The organism is Falsiroseomonas sp. HW251 (genome assembly GCF_050563545.1).
Classification (GTDB): Bacteria; Pseudomonadota; Alphaproteobacteria; order Acetobacterales; family Acetobacteraceae; genus Falsiroseomonas.
On the sequence record NZ_JBNXUM010000023.1, the window covers coordinates 62,671 to 79,353 of the forward strand.

Annotated in this window: 16 protein-coding genes and 1 pseudogene; 8 read left to right on the plus strand and 9 right to left on the minus strand. The window is 70.1% G+C overall.

The genetic code is table 11. The annotated features are described in order from the left end of the window. Positions 1-20: 20 nt before the first annotated feature. The 5 genes from ACLF3M_RS24460 to ACLF3M_RS24480 all read right to left on the minus strand — a co-directional run bounded on the left by ACLF3M_RS24460 (position 21) and on the right by ACLF3M_RS24480 (position 5,677). The gene (locus tag ACLF3M_RS24460) at positions 21-602 is read right to left on the minus strand and encodes a hypothetical protein (protein ID WP_430659604.1); all 582 of its coding nucleotides are present in this window, start codon (positions 600-602) and stop codon (positions 21-23) included. A 104-nt stretch (positions 603-706) separates the two neighbouring features. Next, positions 707-1,630, minus strand: coding sequence for a LysR substrate-binding domain-containing protein (locus ACLF3M_RS24465; protein ID WP_430659605.1), 924 nt, complete (start codon positions 1,628-1,630; stop codon positions 707-709). Positions 1,631-1,722: 92 nt separating this feature from the next. Continuing rightward, positions 1,723-2,556 carry an HpcH/HpaI aldolase/citrate lyase family protein gene (locus ACLF3M_RS24470; RefSeq protein WP_430659606.1) on the minus strand — a complete coding sequence of 278 codons (834 nt, stop codon included), beginning with the start codon at positions 2,554-2,556 and terminating at the stop codon, positions 1,723-1,725. Beyond that, the gene (locus ACLF3M_RS24475; protein WP_430659607.1) at positions 2,556-3,782 is read right to left on the minus strand and encodes a CaiB/BaiF CoA transferase family protein; all 1,227 of its coding nucleotides are present in this window, start codon (positions 3,780-3,782) and stop codon (positions 2,556-2,558) included. Before ACLF3M_RS24475 ends, ACLF3M_RS24470 begins: the two co-directional genes overlap by 1 nt. A 59-nt stretch (positions 3,783-3,841) precedes the next feature. Then, on the minus strand, positions 3,842-5,677 hold the full coding sequence (locus tag ACLF3M_RS24480; protein ID WP_430659608.1) for an SLC13 family permease: 1,836 nt from the start codon (positions 5,675-5,677) through the stop codon (positions 3,842-3,844). A gap of 121 nt (positions 5,678-5,798) precedes the next feature. Here ACLF3M_RS24480 and ACLF3M_RS24485 point away from each other — a divergent pair, with 121 nt between their 5' ends. Next, the gene (locus tag ACLF3M_RS24485; RefSeq protein WP_430659609.1) at positions 5,799-6,287 is read left to right on the plus strand and encodes an MgtC/SapB family protein; all 489 of its coding nucleotides are present in this window, start codon (positions 5,799-5,801) and stop codon (positions 6,285-6,287) included. 12 nt (positions 6,288-6,299) lie between these two features. Next, entirely contained in the window at positions 6,300-7,286 is a 987-nt protein-coding gene (gene glsA / locus ACLF3M_RS24490) for a glutaminase A (protein ID WP_430659610.1), read from the plus strand. A gap of 324 nt (positions 7,287-7,610) precedes the next feature. Here glsA and ACLF3M_RS24495 read toward each other — a convergent pair. After that, positions 7,611-8,165 (minus strand): annotated as a pseudogene (locus ACLF3M_RS24495) (DUF1194 domain-containing protein); the annotation flags it as partial. Between the two features lie 50 nt (positions 8,166-8,215). On the opposite strand from ACLF3M_RS24495, the gene ACLF3M_RS24500 reads away from it, so the two are divergent. From ACLF3M_RS24500 to terL, 3 genes are read left to right on the plus strand one after another with little or no spacing between them, the layout of a single operon-like run. Further along, positions 8,216-8,962 carry a DNA-methyltransferase gene (locus tag ACLF3M_RS24500; RefSeq protein WP_430659611.1) on the plus strand — a complete coding sequence of 249 codons (747 nt, stop codon included), beginning with the start codon at positions 8,216-8,218 and terminating at the stop codon, positions 8,960-8,962. Next, positions 8,955-9,356: a DUF5681 domain-containing protein gene (locus ACLF3M_RS24505; RefSeq protein WP_430659612.1), complete on the plus strand. Its 402-nt coding sequence runs from the start codon at positions 8,955-8,957 to the stop codon at positions 9,354-9,356. The genes ACLF3M_RS24500 and ACLF3M_RS24505 overlap by 8 nt, the downstream gene beginning before the upstream one ends. Then, positions 9,349-10,782 (plus strand): phage terminase large subunit, encoded by a 1,434-nt coding sequence (terL, locus tag ACLF3M_RS24510; protein WP_430659613.1) that lies wholly within the window; start codon positions 9,349-9,351, stop codon positions 10,780-10,782. The genes ACLF3M_RS24505 and terL overlap by 8 nt, the downstream gene beginning before the upstream one ends. A gap of 75 nt (positions 10,783-10,857) precedes the next feature. Here terL and ACLF3M_RS24515 read toward each other — a convergent pair whose 3' ends face one another. From ACLF3M_RS24515 to ACLF3M_RS24525, 3 genes are all read right to left on the minus strand, one after another. Next, positions 10,858-11,112 carry an NAD-dependent epimerase/dehydratase family protein gene (locus ACLF3M_RS24515; RefSeq protein ID WP_430659614.1) on the minus strand — a complete coding sequence of 85 codons (255 nt, stop codon included), beginning with the start codon at positions 11,110-11,112 and terminating at the stop codon, positions 10,858-10,860. Further along, positions 11,042-11,323, minus strand: a complete 282-nt coding sequence (locus ACLF3M_RS24520; protein ID WP_430659615.1) for an NAD-dependent epimerase/dehydratase family protein — start codon at positions 11,321-11,323, stop codon at positions 11,042-11,044. Before ACLF3M_RS24520 ends, ACLF3M_RS24515 begins: the two co-directional genes overlap by 71 nt. A gap of 107 nt (positions 11,324-11,430) precedes the next feature. Beyond that, complete coding sequence (locus ACLF3M_RS24525; RefSeq protein ID WP_430659616.1) at positions 11,431-11,718, minus strand: hypothetical protein; 288 nt, start codon at positions 11,716-11,718, stop codon at positions 11,431-11,433. Between the two features lie 331 nt (positions 11,719-12,049). On the opposite strand from ACLF3M_RS24525, the gene ilvE reads away from it, so the two are divergent. The 3 genes from ilvE to ACLF3M_RS24540 are packed head-to-tail and all read left to right on the plus strand — an operon-like array spanning position 12,050 to position 16,682. Continuing rightward, on the plus strand, positions 12,050-12,985 hold the full coding sequence (gene ilvE / locus ACLF3M_RS24530; RefSeq protein WP_430659617.1) for a branched-chain-amino-acid transaminase: 936 nt from the start codon (positions 12,050-12,052) through the stop codon (positions 12,983-12,985). Beyond that, positions 12,982-15,078 carry a hydantoinase/oxoprolinase family protein gene (locus tag ACLF3M_RS24535; protein ID WP_430659618.1) on the plus strand — a complete coding sequence of 699 codons (2,097 nt, stop codon included), beginning with the start codon at positions 12,982-12,984 and terminating at the stop codon, positions 15,076-15,078. Before ilvE ends, ACLF3M_RS24535 begins: the two co-directional genes overlap by 4 nt. After that, positions 15,075-16,682, plus strand: a complete 1,608-nt coding sequence (locus tag ACLF3M_RS24540) for a hydantoinase B/oxoprolinase family protein (protein WP_430659619.1) — start codon at positions 15,075-15,077, stop codon at positions 16,680-16,682. The genes ACLF3M_RS24535 and ACLF3M_RS24540 overlap by 4 nt, the downstream gene beginning before the upstream one ends. Position 16,683 lies beyond the last annotated feature (1 nt).

Here is a 16,683-nt window from a genome sequence, read left to right on the forward strand (position 1 = left end):
GGGCGATTGCGGGCCCCTTTTCAGGCCCAGCCGACCCAGGCCGCCTTCGCCAGCCCGCCTGGCGCGGCCGCGATGCGCATCAGCCCGTCGCGCAGGCCCTGGGCGGGGTCGTCATCGGCGCCCTCCAGCCAGGCCTTGTAGGTCTCGACGTCCCATTCCGCCATGACCTGGCCGCGCGCGAAGCCGTCGCCCTGCATCACGTGGTCCCGCGTCGCGAGCAGCGCCTGGCCTTCCACCAGGCCGAAGGTGAAGAGATGCAGGTCGAGCCGCGCCGCGGACGCGATCCCGCCATCCGCGGGCAGGCCGCAGGTCTCGGCATAGTCGGCGACCAGGCCCGAGAGGTAGCCGAGCCCGAAGTCGGAGCGCATGCCGGCCGCCGCCGCGTCCGGCGAGAGCGCCGCGACCCGCACGGCGTCGCGCACGCCCTCGAACTGGTGGAACAGCACGAGCATCATGAGATGGCGCAGCCGCAGGTGCCGTTCCGACCAGTCGCGGCAGAGCAGGCGGCGGGTGTCCTCCGCCAGCGCGTGCAGGCGCGATCCGTCCATGGTCAGCCAGTGGTCGCCGCCCTGCGCCGCGGCGGGCAGTTCGATGCCGCGCATCGGCGGTCCCTCCGTTCATTACGGGACGGAGAGAAGCCCGGAAGCCGCGCAGGGCGTGACGCATGGCGGTGCAAGCGCGCCTTCGACGCGCTGCAACCGGCGGGTCAGCCGGCCAGGGACATCACGTGCTCAGCCACGAAGTCGCGCAGCCAGCGATGGCCTTCGTCGCTGCGGCGGGTCTCGTGCCAGATGGACAGGATCGGGATGGGTACGTCCGAGACGGCGGAGGGGAGGACCGCCAGGCCGAAATCCTCGACCGCGCGCTTCTGCATGCTGGCCGGCACATAGCCCAGCAGGTCGCTGCGCGAGACCACCAGCGGGATCTCCAGCGCCTCGCTGACCTCGATGCGCCAATCCGTCGACACCTCGTCCGCGGCGGCGGCGACAAGCGTCAGCGCGTTCGACAGCGGTCCCGGGCGGCGGTAGCCGCGCACGAAGCATTCCGCGCGGATCGCCTCGGCCGTCGCATCAGGCCCGATGCGGGGATGGCCGGCGCGCGCGACCAGCACCAGGTGGTCGTCGAAGAGCTTGCGCAGCACGAAGCGGTCATCCGCCGGCGGCAGCCAGTCCACCGCGAGGTCGAGCGTGCCGGCGCGCATCCGCTCGGTCTGCTCGACCGGGAGCGTCCGCGTCTCGAAGCGCAGCACGAGCTTCGGCGCGGCCTCCAGCGCGGCCTCGCGGATCGCGAGCGCCCAAACGGGACCCAGCGGATGCGGAATGGAGATCGCGAATTCGCGCGTCGAGGTCGCGGGGTCGAACCCCCTGGCCTCCGCGATCGAGCGCCGCAGCAGGTCGAGCGCCTTGCGGATCTCGGGGTAGATGCGGGTCGCGACCGGGGTGGGCTGCACGCCCTGCCCGATGCGGGAGAAGAGCTCGTCGCCGCAGACGTCGCGGAGCCGCGCCATCGCATGGCTGGTGGCGGAGACCGACAGCGCCAGGCGTTCCGCCGCGCGGGTGATGGAGCCGGCCTCGTAGACCGCCTCGAAGACGGTGAGCAGGTTGAGGTCGAGGCTGCGCAGGTTGATCACGGCGCGCTCCGCTGCGGTCCGGCAACGGAGCTTAGAGCGGGTTCACCTCAGCCGTACACGGCTGAGGTGATAGTCCCGCTCCAGGAGTCGTACTAACGGCGCGCATCGGCCTGGGCCAGGATGCGCCGCGCGCGGATCAGGATGGGCTCGTCCACCATGCGCCCGTCCACGCTGAAGCTGCCGCGGCCTTCCTTGGCGGCTTCCGCGGCCGCGGCGAGCTGGCGGCGGGCGAGGTCGATCTCGGCGGCCGAGGGCGCGAAGCCCGCGTTCAGGATCGGCACGAGCGCGGGGTGGATGCAGGTCGCGCCGACGAAGCCGGAGCGCCTGGACCGCGCGACGAGGTCGCGCACGCGGTCGGGATCGCGGTAGTCCGCCACGGTGCCGAGCGTGCCGAAGGGCGCGACCCCCGCGGCATAGGCCGCCAGCACCATCCGGCGCTTGGCGAGCACGATCAGCTCGTCATCCGCCGCGGCGTTGCATTCGGCGGCGAGGTCCTCAGCGCCGATCAGCAGGCCGGCGACGCGCGGGGCGCGCGCGATCTGATCGAGATTCGCGATTGCCGCCGCGGTCTCTGCCATGGCGACGATGCGCATCGCGGTGCCGTCCAGCAGTTCCGCGGCCAGCGCGACATGCTCCGCGCCCATCGCCTTGGTCAGCAGGATGCCGTCGGCGCCGGCGGCAACCGCGGCCTCGATGTCGGGCACGGCGAGCCGCAGCGGGCGGTTGACCCGGACGAGCGCGTCGGCACCGTTGGCGCGCACGGCAGGCACGGCATCGGCCAGCGCCGCGCGGGCCTCGTCCTTGCGGTCGGCCGGGACGGAATCCTCGAGGTCGAGCAGCACGGCATCGGCGCCCGCGCCCGGCGCCTTGGCGACGAAGCGCGGCACGTTGGCGGGCACGTAGAGCATGGACCGCCAGATGCGCATCACGCAGCCCCCTGTATCACGCCGGCCTCGCGCAGCCGCGCATACTCGGCCTCGCCCAGCAGCGGCCCGAGCACCGCGCGGTTGTGCTCGCCGAGCTTCGGCGCGGGGCGGCGGAGGATGCCGGGCGTGGCGGAGAGGCGCGGCACCTCGCCATGCATGGGCAGCACGCCGCCGGGCATCTCCTCGTCCGGAACCTCCACCAGGGCCTCGCGCGCCGCGACATAATCGTCGGCGTCGAGCTGCGCGACATCCATGATCGGCCCGATGGTCACGCCGTCGCGGTCAAATTTCGCAAGCGCCTCCTCCAGCGTGTGCCCGGCGATCGCGGCGCCGACGACGGCATCGAGCTCCTCGATATGCTGCAGCCGGTCGGGATTGGCACGGAAGCGGGGATCGGCGACGAGGTCCTCGCGCCCGATGCTGCGCATCAGCTTGACGAACATGCCCTGGGTCGAGGTCGAGAGGCTCACCCAGCCCCCATCCTTCGTGCGGTAGGCGTTGCGCGGCGCGGTGTTGGTGCTGCGGCTGCCGGTGCGCGGCTTCAGCGTCCGCGTCAGACGCCAATTCGCGACCTGCGGCTCCATCACCGCGAAGATCGGCTCGAACAGCGAGAGATCCACGACCTGGCCCTGTCCCGTCGCCCTGGCGTGCCAAAGCGCGATCATCGCGGCGGAGGCGCCGTAGAGACCGGCATAGGCATCCGCCATGAACATCGGCGGCAGCACGGGCTCGCGGTCGGCGAAGCCGTTGACCGCGGCGAAGCCGGAATAGCCCTCGACCAGCGTGCCGAAGCCCGGCTTGTGGCGAAAGGGCCCGGTCTGCCCCCAGCCGGAGACGCGCACCACGACCAGGCGCGGATTGGCGGCGAGCAGGGCATCGGGCGACAGGCCCATCTCCTCCAGCACGCCGGGCCTGAAGCTCTCGACGAAGAGGTCGGCCTGTTCCGCCATGCGCCTGACGATCGCGATGCCGTCGGCGGCGCGCAGGTCGAGGCACACGCTGCGCTTGTTGCGGCACCAGGTCTTCCAGCTGGTCTCGACGCCCTTGACCTTCCAGGCGCGCAGCGTGTCGCCGGCGGGCGGCTCCACCTTCACGACATCGGCGCCGTGATCGGCCAGCACCTTGGTCAGCGTGTTGCCCGCCACGAGGCGCGAGAGGTCCACCACGCGCAGCGCATCCAGCGCGCCGCGCGCCGCGGGGTCGAAGTCGCGTCGCCGCAATGCCATCCCACGACGCTATGGGCGGCAGCGGGCGCTCGCAAGGCCCCTTGGCGGCCGGGCGCGGATCAGCGCAGCGGCAGCAGCCAGGGCACCATCATCACGCTGACCACCAGGCAGACCAGCGAGAAGGGCACGCCGACCTTGAGGAAGTCGCCGAAGGCGTAGTTGCCGGGCGCGACCACCAGCGTGTTCACGGGCGAGGAGACCGGCGTCATGAAGGCGGTGGAGGCCGCCAGCGCGACGATCATCGCGAAGGGATAGGGCGAGAAGCCGAGGTCCTTCGCCATCGCGATCGCCACCGGCGCCATCAGCACGGCAGTTGCCGTGTTGGAGATGAAGAGCCCGAGCCCCGCCGTCACGACGAAGAGCACCGCGAGAACCAGCCGCGGCGAGAAATCGCCGGCGACCGCAAGCAGCGCGTCCGCCGCGAGGTCCACGCCCCCCGTGCGCTGCAGCGCAATGGAGAAGGGCAGCATGCCGACGATCAGCACCAGCGTCTTCCAGCTGATGGACCGGTACGCGCTGGTCATGTCCACGCAGCCGAAAAGGCCCATCAGCAGGCAGCCGATCAGCGCGGCCTGCACGTTCGGCACGACGCCGCCGACCATCAGCGCGACGGTGACCGCAAGCGAGGCGACGGCGGGCAGCGCGCGGCCTGGGGCGGGCAGGATCTCGTCGTATTCCGCCGGCAGGTTGAGCAGCACGAGGTCGCGGTTGTCGCGACGCAGCAGCTTCAGGTCCGACCAGAAGCCGAAGAGCAGCAGCGTGTCGCCGACCTCGATCCGCTGCGACAGCAGGTCGGGCCCCGCGGCGCGGCTGCCGTGGCGCAGCCCGATCGCGGTCATGCCGTAGTCCGAGCGCAGCCGCGCTTCCAGGATCGTCTTACCGACCAGGGCCGATTCCGCGGGGACCAGCGCCTCGACCATGCCCATGTCCTGGCTGCGGTCGGTGAAGTAGCGCGCGCCGCCCGTCAGCAGCAGCACGACGAGCCCATGGCGCGCGAAGAGCGCGTCGTGGCCTGCCGCCGGCGCCTGGACATCGGCGAGCAGGATGTCGCCGGCCTGGATCGTGACGGGCCCGTGCGGTCGGACAAGCTCGGCGCCGAAGCGGCGCGGGCGCTCGATCGCCAGGATGTTCAGACCGTCTTTGCGGAGCTGCAGTTCCTCGAGCCGCCTGCCCGCCAGCGGGGAGCCTGCCACGACCTCCAGCCGGTATTCGCGGTCGGGCAGGCCGTAGGCCTCGATCCAGTCGTTCAGGCTGGCGCGGCGGGTCACGGCCTCGGGTGCGGCGGCCGGGCCCGCCAGCAGCCGCCGCGCGACCAGCATGTAGAGCACGGCGAGGACCAGGATCGGCAGGCCGAAAGGCGTGATGCCGAAGAAACCGAAGCCCTCCAGCCCCTGCCGCGCGAGCTCGGCGTTCACCATCAGGTTGGGCGCGGTCGCGATCAGCGTCAGCATGCCGCTGATCAGCGCGGCCACCGACAGCGGCATCATCAGCGCGCGCGGCGAGGCGCCGGTGCCGGCGCAGAGGCGCAGCACGATCGGGATGAAGATCGCGACGACCGCGGTCGAGCTCATGAAGGCGCCGAGGAAGGCGGCGGCGATCATCAGCATGACCAGCGCGCGTGATTCGCTGCCGCCCGCGGCCTGGCCGAGCAGGTCGCCCATCCGCCGCGCGACGCCGGTGCGCACCAGGCCTTCGCCGATCACGAAGAGGGCGGCGATCAGCACGATGGAGCTGTCCGCGAAGCCGGCGAGCGCCTCGTTCATCGTCACCGCGCCGGTGAAGGGCAGCAGGACGATCATCAGCAGCCCGACCACGTCCATGCGCGGCCGGTTCGCGACGAACATGGCGATCGCGGCGACGAGCAGGCCGAGGACCAGCAGCAGCTGTGTGGTCATGAGCCTTCCTTAGGGTGCGCCGCGCGCCGCGGCATGGTCGCTTGATGCCGGGACTGTGCACGCCGTCCCAGGGCCCGAAGCCCGCCCGGCCGGGCGGCGCGCGGGGCCTATGCTCGGTGCCATGATGCGCTTTTCGCTCTGGGTGAGCGAGCTTGATCCGCTTCTGGCGATGATCGTCGTGCTGGTGCTGGCCTTCCTGGCCGGCGCCGCGGTCGGGATCGAGCGCGGGCTGAGCACGAGCTCCGTCGGCATCCGCACCTGCACGCTGGTGGCACTCGCGGCCGGGGCCTTCGCCGACCTCGTGGTGCGGCGCGTGCCGGACATGCAATGGGGCACCGCCTTCGGCGCGGTCGCGACGGGCGTCGGCTTCCTCGGCGCCGGGGCGATCATCAAGGGTGGGCAGCGCGACGCCGTGACGGGGCTGGGCGAGGCCGGCACGATCTGGTGCGTCGCCATCATCGGGCTGCTGTTTGGCGCGCGGGAGGTCGTGGCGGGCCTTTTCGTCACGGCGCTGGTGCTGGCGGTGAACCGGCTATTGCGGCCGGTCGCGAGCTGGGTGGACCGCCACCGCGCACGGACCAAGCCCGAGGACGACGTGCTGGACGGATAGGAGCGATCGCGCATGTCGTTCGGTGAGGAAGGCGATTTCGTCTCGACGGGCAGGCTGCCCGACGGCGCGCGGGTACGCGAGCTCGTCGAGGACGCGCATGCGCGGTTCGCGGCCGTGACCGATGGCGCGGTCTCGTCCGTCTATCCCGCGCTGGCGCGGATGGATCCCGCGCTGTTCGGCATCGCGGTGGTCGGCGTGAACGGCACGGTCTTCACGGCCGGCGAGTGCGACTACCCCTTCTCCATCATGTCGGTCTCCAAGCCCTTCGTCTTCGCGCTCGTCTGCCAGGCGATCGGGCCGGAGGCGGCGCGGGGGCGGATCGGCGTCAACGCGACCGGCCACGCCTTCAACTCCGCCGCGGGCATCGAGCACATGGGCGACGGCCGCACCAATCCGATGGTGAACGCCGGCGCCATCGCGACGACGTCCCTGGTGCCAGGCGCGGACATGGAAGCGCGCTGGCGGGCGATCCATGACGGGCTCTCGCGCTTCGCCGGCCACGCGCTGCCGATGAACGAGGAGGTGCTCGAATCGGCGCGCGCCACCAATTTCCGCAACCGCAGCCTGGCCTGGTTCCTGCAGTCCGCCGGCACGATCTACGCCGATCCGATGGAGGCGGTGGAACTCTACACCCGTCAGTGCTCGCTGAACGTGACGGCGCGCGACCTCGCGGTGATGGGCGCGACGCTCGCGGATGGCGGGGTCAATCCCGTGACGAAGGCGCGCGTGGTGGACGCCGCGACCTGCCACTACACGCTGGCGGCGATGGCGATCGCGGGGCTCTACGAAACATCCGGAGACTGGCTCTACGAGATCGGCTTGCCGGGCAAGAGCGGCATCGGCGGCGGGATCGTCACGGTCTCGCCGGGGAAGGGTGGGCTCGGCACCTTCGCGCCGCCGCTCGACGCCGCGGGGAACAGCGTGAAGGGCCAGTTGGTCGCGCGGCACCTGTCCCGGCGGCTCGGGATGGACCTTTTCATCTCCGCGCCGGCGAGCTGAGTTGTGGACGCAGTCCCGAGCGAACCCGTCTCAGCGTCTGTTTCCCTGTTAACAGGGAAAATAATAGGGAAACTCGAGCGCAAGGGCAGCTTCGGCGTTCGATTGAGCGCTCAACTCCGCAGAAAGCCTCGGTTTCAGCCGCAATTCGCCACGTCGAGAAACAGGGAATTTCTGATCGACGATCAGGGACCAGTAAGGCCTGATCAGGCAAGCTACGCGCCCGAAACGCTAAACGCCTGGGGCCGGCGAGCAACAGCCCCTCGACGACATTGGCTCGCAGGGTGCGTTTCAGCGAAGCGGTTGGGTCACCGCGCCGCGTGGGCTCTAGCGGGCCGCAATCTCCAGTATCAGCTTGTGTCGAAAGGCGTCGCCATAGCTGCCTGTCCGGTAGGTAAGGCGCACAAACCCAGTCGCTACGTGTTGTCGCAGCCATTCCTCGGCGGCCCACATTTCATCGGCATCATAGGGCTCAGTGTCCGGGTCGACGGTCGCGTCGAACAGCAGCGCATTGATCTCAATGCCATCGGCACCCGCAGCATCACGGGCTTGCGCCGGCCCCATGCTTCCTCCTTCAGCATACCCGTCGGTGGAGACATCCATCACACGGCGCTCCGGGATACAGGGAGGCGATCGCAGCAGCTCACGGCCGTGCTCCAACGCATCGCCGATTGCGGTGATGAACCCGTTCTCACTCCGGACAAGCGAGCGAATCTCGCCGGCGAAGCGTCGTGCCGACGCCTCATTTTGGATCGTGGTCCATGCCAGCCGCGTGGTCGACCGATAAGCGAACTCCACCACCGTCACGGCGATCCCGCCTGACGCTTCGATCGCGGTGATCACTTGAGGATGCTCGAAGGCGGCCGCTGTGCTGCGGCGACGCCTGCGATAGCGGGGCCTATCAGCACCTGCTCGACGGCGCGGAGGCGCAGTTGGTCTTCACCGACCCGCCCTACAACGTGCCCATTCAGGGCCACGTCTCCGGCCTTGGGCGCGTCCAGCATGGTGAGTTCGCCATGGCGTCCGGCGAGATGACCGAGGCGGACTTCACGCGCTTTCTGACCACCGTCCTCGGCCACATGGCCGCGGTGTCGGCCGACGGCGCTATCCACTTTGTCTGCATGGACTGGCGTCACATGCACGAGGTGCTGGCGGCGGGAAGGGCGGTCTACTGCGAGCTCAAGAACCTCTGCGTCTGGAACAAGGACAACGGGGGAATAGGCGCCTTCTACCGCTCGAAGCACGAGCTGATCTTCGTCTTCAAGAAGGGGACGGCCTCCCACATCAACACCTTCGGTCTTGGCGAGAAGGGGCGGTATCGCACCAACGTCTGGGACTACGCCGGCGCGAACAGCTTCAAGCGGGGGCGCGCTGAAGAGCTCGCCATGCATCCGACGGTGAAGCCCGTGGCGTTGGTGATGGACGCTATCAAAGACTGCTCTCGGCGGGGCGGGGTTGTGCTCGACGGCTTCGGCGGTAGCGGGACCACCTTGATCGCGGCGCATCGGACCGGTCGACGCGGCTATCTGCTGAAGATCGACCCCCTTTATGTCGACGTCATCATCCGGCGCTGGCAGGCGCTGACCGGGGAGGTCGCACGTCATGCCGTGACGGGTGAGGCCTTCGAGGCGGCCGAGCAGCGTCTCGCACAGGGGGCGGAGGCCGGCCGCCATGACTGACGATCACGATGATGAGCACGAGGTCGGCTACCGCCGCCCGCCGCGGCACACGCGCTTTCAGAAGGGGAAGTCCGGCAATCCTGCCGGGCGCCCGAGAGGCGCGCGGGACCTCCGCGGCGCCATGCTGGACGAGCTTCGACGCCCCGTTACAGTCAAAGAGAACGGCAGGTCAGTCCGGGTCACCAAGGGGCAGCTCTTGATGAAGGCACTGATCGCAAAGGGGGTCGCCGGCGACATGAAGGCGGCGGCCCTCTTGCTCGCGTTGATACATAAGATGGACGCCGGTGCGCAGCCCGAGGCGGCGATAGGCGGCGGCTCTGCGCTTGAGCCGGACGACGCGGCGATCATCGCAGCCTTTGAGCAGCGTCGGGGCAGGGGAGGGGGGCATGACTGACCGACGTGCCCTGCTGCGCGCGCTGCTGCGGCAGGACTTGCCCAGCTTCATCGCGAAGTGCTTCGCGACCCTCGAAGCGGGCAGACCGTTTCACCCCAACTGGCACGTCGATCACATCGGCTACCAGCTTCAGCGCGTGGCTGATGGCGAGCTCACGAGGCTCGCCATCACCATCCCGCCGCGGCACCTGAAGTCGATCTGCGTCACCGTCGCCTACACGGCCTGGGCGATGGGGCGTAACCCTGCCCTCAAGGTGATGACCGTCTCCTACTCGGAGGAGCTCGCCCGCGTCCATGCCACCGCCTTCAGGACCATCGTGGAAAGCCCGTGGTACCGCGAGCTCTTCCCTGCCTTCCAGATCACCTCGGCCCGGAAGACCGAGATCACCACCACCCGGCACGGGTTCCGCTTTGCCGGCTCGGTCGGCGGCGCCATTCTCGGCCGCGGTGCCGACCTGATCGTCATCGACGACCCGATCAAAGCACAGGCGGCCCTGTCCGCGGCCGAGCGGCGTAAAGTCAAGGAGTTCTACGATAACACCCTCTACACGCGCCTGAATGACAAGGCTCGCGGCGCGATCGTCATCGTCATGCAGCGGCTGCACGAGGATGACCTGGTCGGGCACGTCACCGCGAAGGAGGCGTGGGAGGTGTCGGCTATCCCGGCGATCGCGACGGAGGGCCAGGACTACCGAACCGGTCCCGCTCCGCAGGAGGTGTACCGGCGGCGTGCCGGCGAGGTCATCCAGTCGGAGCGCGAAGACCGTCAGGTGCTGGAGCAGATCCGGCGCACCCTCGGCAGCATGAACTTCGCCGCCCAGTACCAGCAGGACCCGGTGCCGCCGGACGGCAACGCGATCCGCCGAGAGTGGCTGCGCTACTACGATGCCGCACCCAGCCTCGACCTCGTGATGACCAGCTGGGACACCGCGTCGACCCTGGGCGAGACCAGCGACTATTCGGTCGGCACAATCTGGGGCCTGAAGGGCAGCGACATCTATCTGCTGGACGTAGTCCGCGGGCGGTTCGAAGTCCCCGATCTTCGCCGGCGCATCGAGGCAACTGCCGATCACTACAGGGCGCAGGCGACATTGATCGAAGAGACGGACATCGGCCGGGCGATCCTGCAGGAGATGCGGCTGCACAGCCATGTCCGGCCGATCCTCTGGCCTGTGCGCTACGACAAGGAGGCGCGACTGCTGGCGCAGGCGCCGAAGTTTGAGGCCGGCCAGGTGCTGCTCCCGCGGGATGCACCATGGCTCGCCACCTACATCAGTGAGCTCCTGGCCTTCCCGAACGGTGCGCACGACGACCAGGTGGACAGCACCTCCCAGGCTCTGGGTTGGCTGTCGAGGCGGATCGCGATTGGGACACCGCCAGTGAGACCAGATCCGGCACGGCCCGCCGGCGCGCCTCGCCGGCGGTAGCGCACCGGTTAGGTCGCCGCCTTGCCGTCCTCCCGCCGCATGTCGGCCGGCAGGACGTGCCTGCTGCCCGCCCGCTTATCGTCGTGCAGCGCCTGCACGAGGCCGACCTGGTGGGACGCGTGAACCGCTGAGGGGCCTGGGACTGAGCGGCTCGAGCGGATGCTCCTCGGTGATCGGGCGGGCGCGCGGCCGGAGTTCGGGATACAACTCGCCGCTGCTGGCGAAGACCAGGCGCCTGATGCCCGCCTTCACCGTCGCTTCAAGGATGGTGAACGTGCCGGTTACGTTGGCCGCGAACATGTCGCGCTTGCGGTCCTCGGTCCAGGCCATCAGCGCACCGATATGCGGCCGCGCGCGCGCCCCGCACGGCTTCGGCCGCCGCGGCGGGATCGTCGAAGGCACCGCGAACATGGCGGTACCGCGCGTGTGCGATGCGGGGCGGCGCGAGGTCGAACCCGGTCACCGCGTCGCCGCGCGCCAGCAGCGCCTCCGCGATGCGGTTGCCGATGCGGCCGGCTGCGCCGGTGACCAGGATCGTCACGGGCGGTTCCCCCTGCCTACTGTCTTTCCGTAAAGGCCCGCGCGGCTTCCTTCAGCGCGTCCTCGACGCTCGCGCCGCCGACTACCACGCGCTGCAAGCGCGCCGCCTCATTGACCCGCGGCGAGCGCGACAAGATCGGAATCGAAGCGCGTCATGTTGCAGGTTGTCGGGATGATGATGCCGTCCTGCAGCAGCCCGTCGATGACGGTGCCCATCGCAGCGAAGCGGGGATCGCGGAAACGCGGCTGCCGCCAGACGCTTTGCCGCACCGGGATCTGGCCGCCCTGGTCGGTCCAGAGCTCGCCGGCCTCCTGGCCGACCATGTATTCTACAAACTTCGCGGCAGGGCGCGGATTGCGGCTGCGGCTCCAGACCGAGGCCCACCAGGCCGTCACCTCGCTGGGCTGCCGGCGATGCCGACCTGCAGGCGGAGGTCGAACGGCTTCGCCGCGATCTTGCCGAGGCGCGGCATCAGCTCGACGCCGTCGTCCTGGAAGGCGCTGCGCCTGAACGCCGAACTGCGGTTCTGGTCCCGGAGGAGGGCGCGGACCTGCCGGGAGATGAATAGATCTCACGCGGTCGTTGCGGGCGACGCAGCCGCGCCGAGCCCGCCGCGTCGGCGCCCGACGCGAGCATGGCTCCGGCGCTGGCGACGAGGCCGCCAGCCCGCGGCTTGCCGCGCCGGTCCACGCGTCTATCATCCGACCTGACCAGAGGAAGTGCGCAATGGCGGGACCGCCGAAGCTGATGTCGCTCAACGGGCGACTCGTGGCTTTCGACGATGCGCGCATCCACATGCTGACGCCCGCCTTCAAGTACGGTGCCTGCGCCTTCGAAGGCCTGCGCGGCTATCGGGACGCGGCGCGGGACGAGATGCATGTCTTCCGCCTGGCCGAGCATCTGGAGCGACTTCATTTCTCGATGCATGTGATGCGCTTCGACGATCATCCCGGCGATGCGGAGATGATCGGGGCGCTTCGGGAACTGGTGCAGGGCAACGATATCCGCGGCGACTGCCATATCCGCCTGATGGTCTGGGTGGATGGCGACGGCGAGCAGACCGCGACCGGCCCGATCGGCTGGGGCATTGCCGCCATACCGCGCGAAGCCGACCCGCGCGTGAGGGAGGGCATCCATGTCGCCGTCTCCTCCTGGACGCGCATCGCGGACAATGCGATGCCCCCGCGCATCAAGGTGACGGCGAACTACAATAACGGCCGCCTCTCCGGCCTCCAGGCGAAGGCCGACGGCTATGGCGGCGTCATCCTGCTGACCGCGTCCGGCCATGTGTCGGAGACACCGGGCGCCTGCGTCTTCCTGGTTCGCGAGGGCAGGCTGCTCACACCCGCCCATGCCGACGACATACTGGAGAGCATCACGCGCGCCACCGTGCTGGACCTCGCGCGGCAGGAGCTTGGGATCGAGGCCGAGGAGCGGTCGATTGCGCGGACGGAGCTCTACGCCGCCCAGGAGGCCTTCCTCTGCGGCTCGGGCAACGAGATCCAGCCGATCCTCTCAGTCGATCGCCTGAAGCTCGGCGACGGCACGGTCGGGCCGGTGACGCGTCGCGTGCAGCAGGCCTATTTCGACGCGGTGCGCGGCGGCCTGCCCGGGCGCCGATCCTGGCTGACGCCGATGTGGAACACGGAGACGGCGCGTTGACCGAACCCACCGCGCGCATCGCCATCGACGTCGGCGGCACCTTCACCGACGTGGTGCTGCTCGACGAGGCGCAGGGATTGCTCCGCTTCGGCAAGGTGCTCTCCACGCCGGAGGACCAGTCCGTTGGCTCGCTGGAAGGCGCGCGCGACACGCTCGCGGAAGCGGGGATCGAGGCCGGCGCAGTGCGCGACGTCGTGCACGCCACGACGGTCGCAACCAACGCCGTGCTCGAGCGCAAGGGCGCGGTGACCGGCCTCGTCTCCACGGAGGGATTCAGGGACATCCTGGCGAATGGGCGGGAGGCGCGGTACGACATCTACGACCTCGCCATCACCCTGCCGGAGCCGCTGGTGCCGCGCGCGCGGCGCGTGGAGGTCGCCGAGCGCCTGGACTTCCGCGGGGCGGTGCTGCGACCCCTCGACGACGCCTCTGTGATCGCTGCGGCGAAGACGCTGGCCGCATCCGGCGTGGAAGCCGTCGCGATCTGCCTGCTGCATGCGCATGTCAACGGCACCCATGAACGGCGCGTCGCGGAGATCCTCCGCACGGAGCTGCCGCAGGTGGAAATCAGCGTCTCCTCTGAGGTTGCTGGCGAGGCGCGGGAATACGAGCGCAGTTCCACCGTCGCGGTCGACGCCTATGTCAAGCCGATGATGCGGCGCTACGTGGAGCGCCTGGCGGACGGGCTGCGCTGCGCCGGCATCGGCCGCCAGCTGTCGCTCATGCTGTCCCATGGCGGGATCGGCGAGGCGCGGGAGGTCGCGTCGCGCCACCCCGTGCGCATGATCGAAAGTGGCCCCGCCGCCGGCGCCGCCGCCGCTGCCTATGTCGCGCGCCAGGCGCTGGGCGGCGCCGATGCGGTGGCCTTCGACATGGGTGGCACCACCGCGAAGATGTCGCTGGTCCGCGGCGGCACGCCGGCCGTGACGCATGAATACGAGGTCGCGCATGTCCATCGCTTCAAGCGCGGCTCCGGCCTGCCGCTGCAGATCTCCGCGGTGGAACTGCTGGAGATCGGCGCGGGCGGCGGCTCCATCGCACGGCTGACGCAGCTCGGTTTGCTGACGGTCGGTCCGCATTCCGCAGGCGCCCGCCCGGGCCCGGTCTGCTATGGCCGCGGCGGGACGGAGCCGACGGTGACGGATGCTGACCTGCTGCTGGGCTACCTCGACCCTGGCTTCTTCCTGGGTGGCGCCATGACGCTGGACGTCGCTGCGACGCACGCCTCGATGACGGCGCTCGGCGCGAAGCTCGGCCTCGATGCCGCGCAGGCCGCCTTCGGCATCCATGACATCGTCAACGAGCACATGGCCGCGGCGATCCGCGCCCATGCGGCGGAACAGGGCGTCGATCTTCGCCGCTTCGGGCTTATCGCCTTCGGGGGCGCCGGCCCCGTGCATGCCTGGGCGCTGGCGCGCAAGCTCGGCATCCCCCGCGTGGTGATCCCCTTCGGCGCCGGCGTGGCGAGTGCCATCGGCTGCCTCGTCGCGCCGCCGGCGGTGGACATGGTGGCTGCGCTGCGTGCGCCGCTCGCCACGCTCGACTGGGCGTCGGTGGCCGCACGCGTCGATGCGACGCGCGCCGGCGCCGATGAGCTGATCGCGAGCCTGGCCGGCGAAAGCGCCACCACCCGCCTCGACCTCGATTTCGAACTGCGCTGCGAAGGGCAGGGCTACGCGGTCGGCGTTCGCCTGCCGCAGGGCATCGCCGTATCGGCCGGGGCCATCGCGGCGCTGACCGCCGCCTTCGCGCAGACCTACCAGGGCGTCTATGGCCACGCTCCGCCGCGCGTGCCGCTGGAGGTGGTGAACCTCCGCGCGCGCGTGGAGCAGGTGACGACGCCGCCCGAACTCCGGCAACCGCCCGGACGCGGCGGCAACCCCGCCAAGGGCACCCGGCCCGTGCGCTTCGACGGCCGCGGCGCACCGGCCGAGGCGACCGTGTACGACCGCTACGCACTGCCGCCCGACACGCGCTTCGATGGCCCCGCCATCGTGGAGGAGCGTGAGACCTCCATCGTCATCGGCTCCGGCGCGCGCTTTGGCCGCGACGCCGTCGGCCACTTGGTGATCGAGATGGAGGCCGGCCGATGATCCTCGATCCGATCACTATCGAGGTCCTCTGGACCCGCCTGGTCTCGGCTGTGGACGAGGCGGCGCTGACCTTGCACCGCACTTCCTTCTCCACCGTCGTGCGCGAAAGCCACGACTACACCTGCATGGTCCTGGATCCCGCGGGCCGCGCCGTGGCGCAGGCGACGCGCAGCGTGCCGAGCTTCATCGGCACGCTGCCCATGTCCGCGCGCGCCTTCCTCGAGAAGTATCCCGCCTCCACCTGGCGCCCCGGCGACGTCGTGATGAGCAACGATCCCTGGATCGGCACCGGGCACCTGCCCGACCTCACCATCGCCGCGCCGATCTTCCACAAGGGCGTGCTGGTCGGCCTGGCCGGCGTCATCGCCCACATGTCCGACATCGGCGGCCGCCGCCGCGCCCCCGACAACCGCGACATCTACGAGGAAGGGCTGCAGATCCCGATCCTGAAATGGCGGGAGGAAGGGCGGCAGAACGAGACGCTGGCCGAGATCCTGCGGCGCAACGTCCGCGTGCCGGATGAGGTGCTGGGCGACATCCACGCCATGGTCGGCGCGACGGAGAAGATGGGCCAGGGCGTCGCCGCGCTGCTCGGCGAATACGGCCTGCCGGACCTGGCGGCCATCGGCGGCGAGATCATCGGCCGCAGCGAGGCCGCGATGCGCCGCGCCATCGCCGCCGTGCCCGATGGCGAATACCAGGCGACGACGATGGTCGACAGCTTCGACACCGACCGCCCACTGAAGATGGTCTGCACCATCAGCGTGACGGGCGACACGATGGCCGTGGACTACGCCGGCTCCTCGCCCCAGAACGCCTCGCCGCTCAATTCCGTGCTGGGCTATACGCGCGCCTATTCCACCTATGCGCTGAAATGCGTGCTGCTGCCGGACGTGCCGAACAACGAGGGCAACGTCGCGCCGATCAGCATCGATGCGCCGGAGGGCAGCTTCCTCAATCCGCGCTACCCCGCGGCGGTGGAGGCGCGCGCCACCGTCGGCCACTACACCACCAGCGCGGTGCTGAACGCGCTTGCCCTCGCCTTGCCGGACCGCGTGCCCGCGGAATCCGGAATCCCGCTGCATGGCTTCACCATCCGCGGCCAGACGCAGCGCGACGGGCGCACCAGGCCCTTCGCGGCGATCTTCTTCTTCTCGGCCGGCTTCGGCGCGCGCCCGGGCCTGGACGGGCCGGATACGCTGAGCTTCCCCACCAACGTTTCCAATACGCCGATCGAGGTGCTCGAAGCCGTGCTGCCCGTGCGCATCCGCCGCAAGACGCTTCGGCTGGGCTCCGGTGGCGCCGGCCAGTGGCGCGGCGGCGATGGCCAGAGCGTGGAGGTGGAGGTCGTGAACCCCGAGGGGGCGAACATGGTCATTCTCTCCCAGCGGCTGCGCTATCCGCCGCTCGGCCGGCAGGGCGGGGAGAACGGCGCGCTGGAGCGCGTGTTGCTGAACGGGGAGCCGGTGCAGGGCGAGCGTCCCTTCGAGCTCAGGCAGGGCGATGTCTTCACGCTGGAACTGCCCGGCGGCGGCGGCTTCGGCGATCCCACCCTGCGCAATCCCGCGCTGGTGGCGCAGGACCTCGCCGAAGGCCGCGGCTGAC

Bases quoted from the DNA above. Each gene is read 5' to 3' on its own strand.
- ACLF3M_RS24460 (WP_430659604.1), bottom strand. From the start codon at position 602: ATGCGCGGCATCGAACTGCCCGCCGCGGCGCAGGGCGGCGACCACTGG.
- ACLF3M_RS24470 (WP_430659606.1), bottom strand. From the start codon at position 2,556: ATGCGCATCTGGCGGTCCATGCTCTACGTGCCCGCCAACGTGCCGCGC.
- ACLF3M_RS24475 (WP_430659607.1), bottom strand. From the start codon at position 3,782: ATGGCATTGCGGCGACGCGACTTCGACCCCGCGGCGCGCGGCGCGCTG.
- ACLF3M_RS24480 (WP_430659608.1), bottom strand. From the start codon at position 5,677: ATGACCACACAGCTGCTGCTGGTCCTCGGCCTGCTCGTCGCCGCGATC.
- ACLF3M_RS24485 (WP_430659609.1), top strand. From the start codon at position 5,799: ATGATGCGCTTTTCGCTCTGGGTGAGCGAGCTTGATCCGCTTCTGGCG.
- glsA (WP_430659610.1), top strand. From the start codon at position 6,300: ATGTCGTTCGGTGAGGAAGGCGATTTCGTCTCGACGGGCAGGCTGCCC.
- ACLF3M_RS24505 (WP_430659612.1), top strand. From the start codon at position 8,955: ATGACTGACGATCACGATGATGAGCACGAGGTCGGCTACCGCCGCCCG.
- terL (WP_430659613.1), top strand. From the start codon at position 9,349: ATGACTGACCGACGTGCCCTGCTGCGCGCGCTGCTGCGGCAGGACTTG.
- ACLF3M_RS24515 (WP_430659614.1), bottom strand. From the start codon at position 11,112: ATGGCCTGGACCGAGGACCGCAAGCGCGACATGTTCGCGGCCAACGTA.
- ilvE (WP_430659617.1), top strand. From the start codon at position 12,050: ATGGCGGGACCGCCGAAGCTGATGTCGCTCAACGGGCGACTCGTGGCT.
- ACLF3M_RS24540 (WP_430659619.1), top strand. From the start codon at position 15,075: ATGATCCTCGATCCGATCACTATCGAGGTCCTCTGGACCCGCCTGGTC.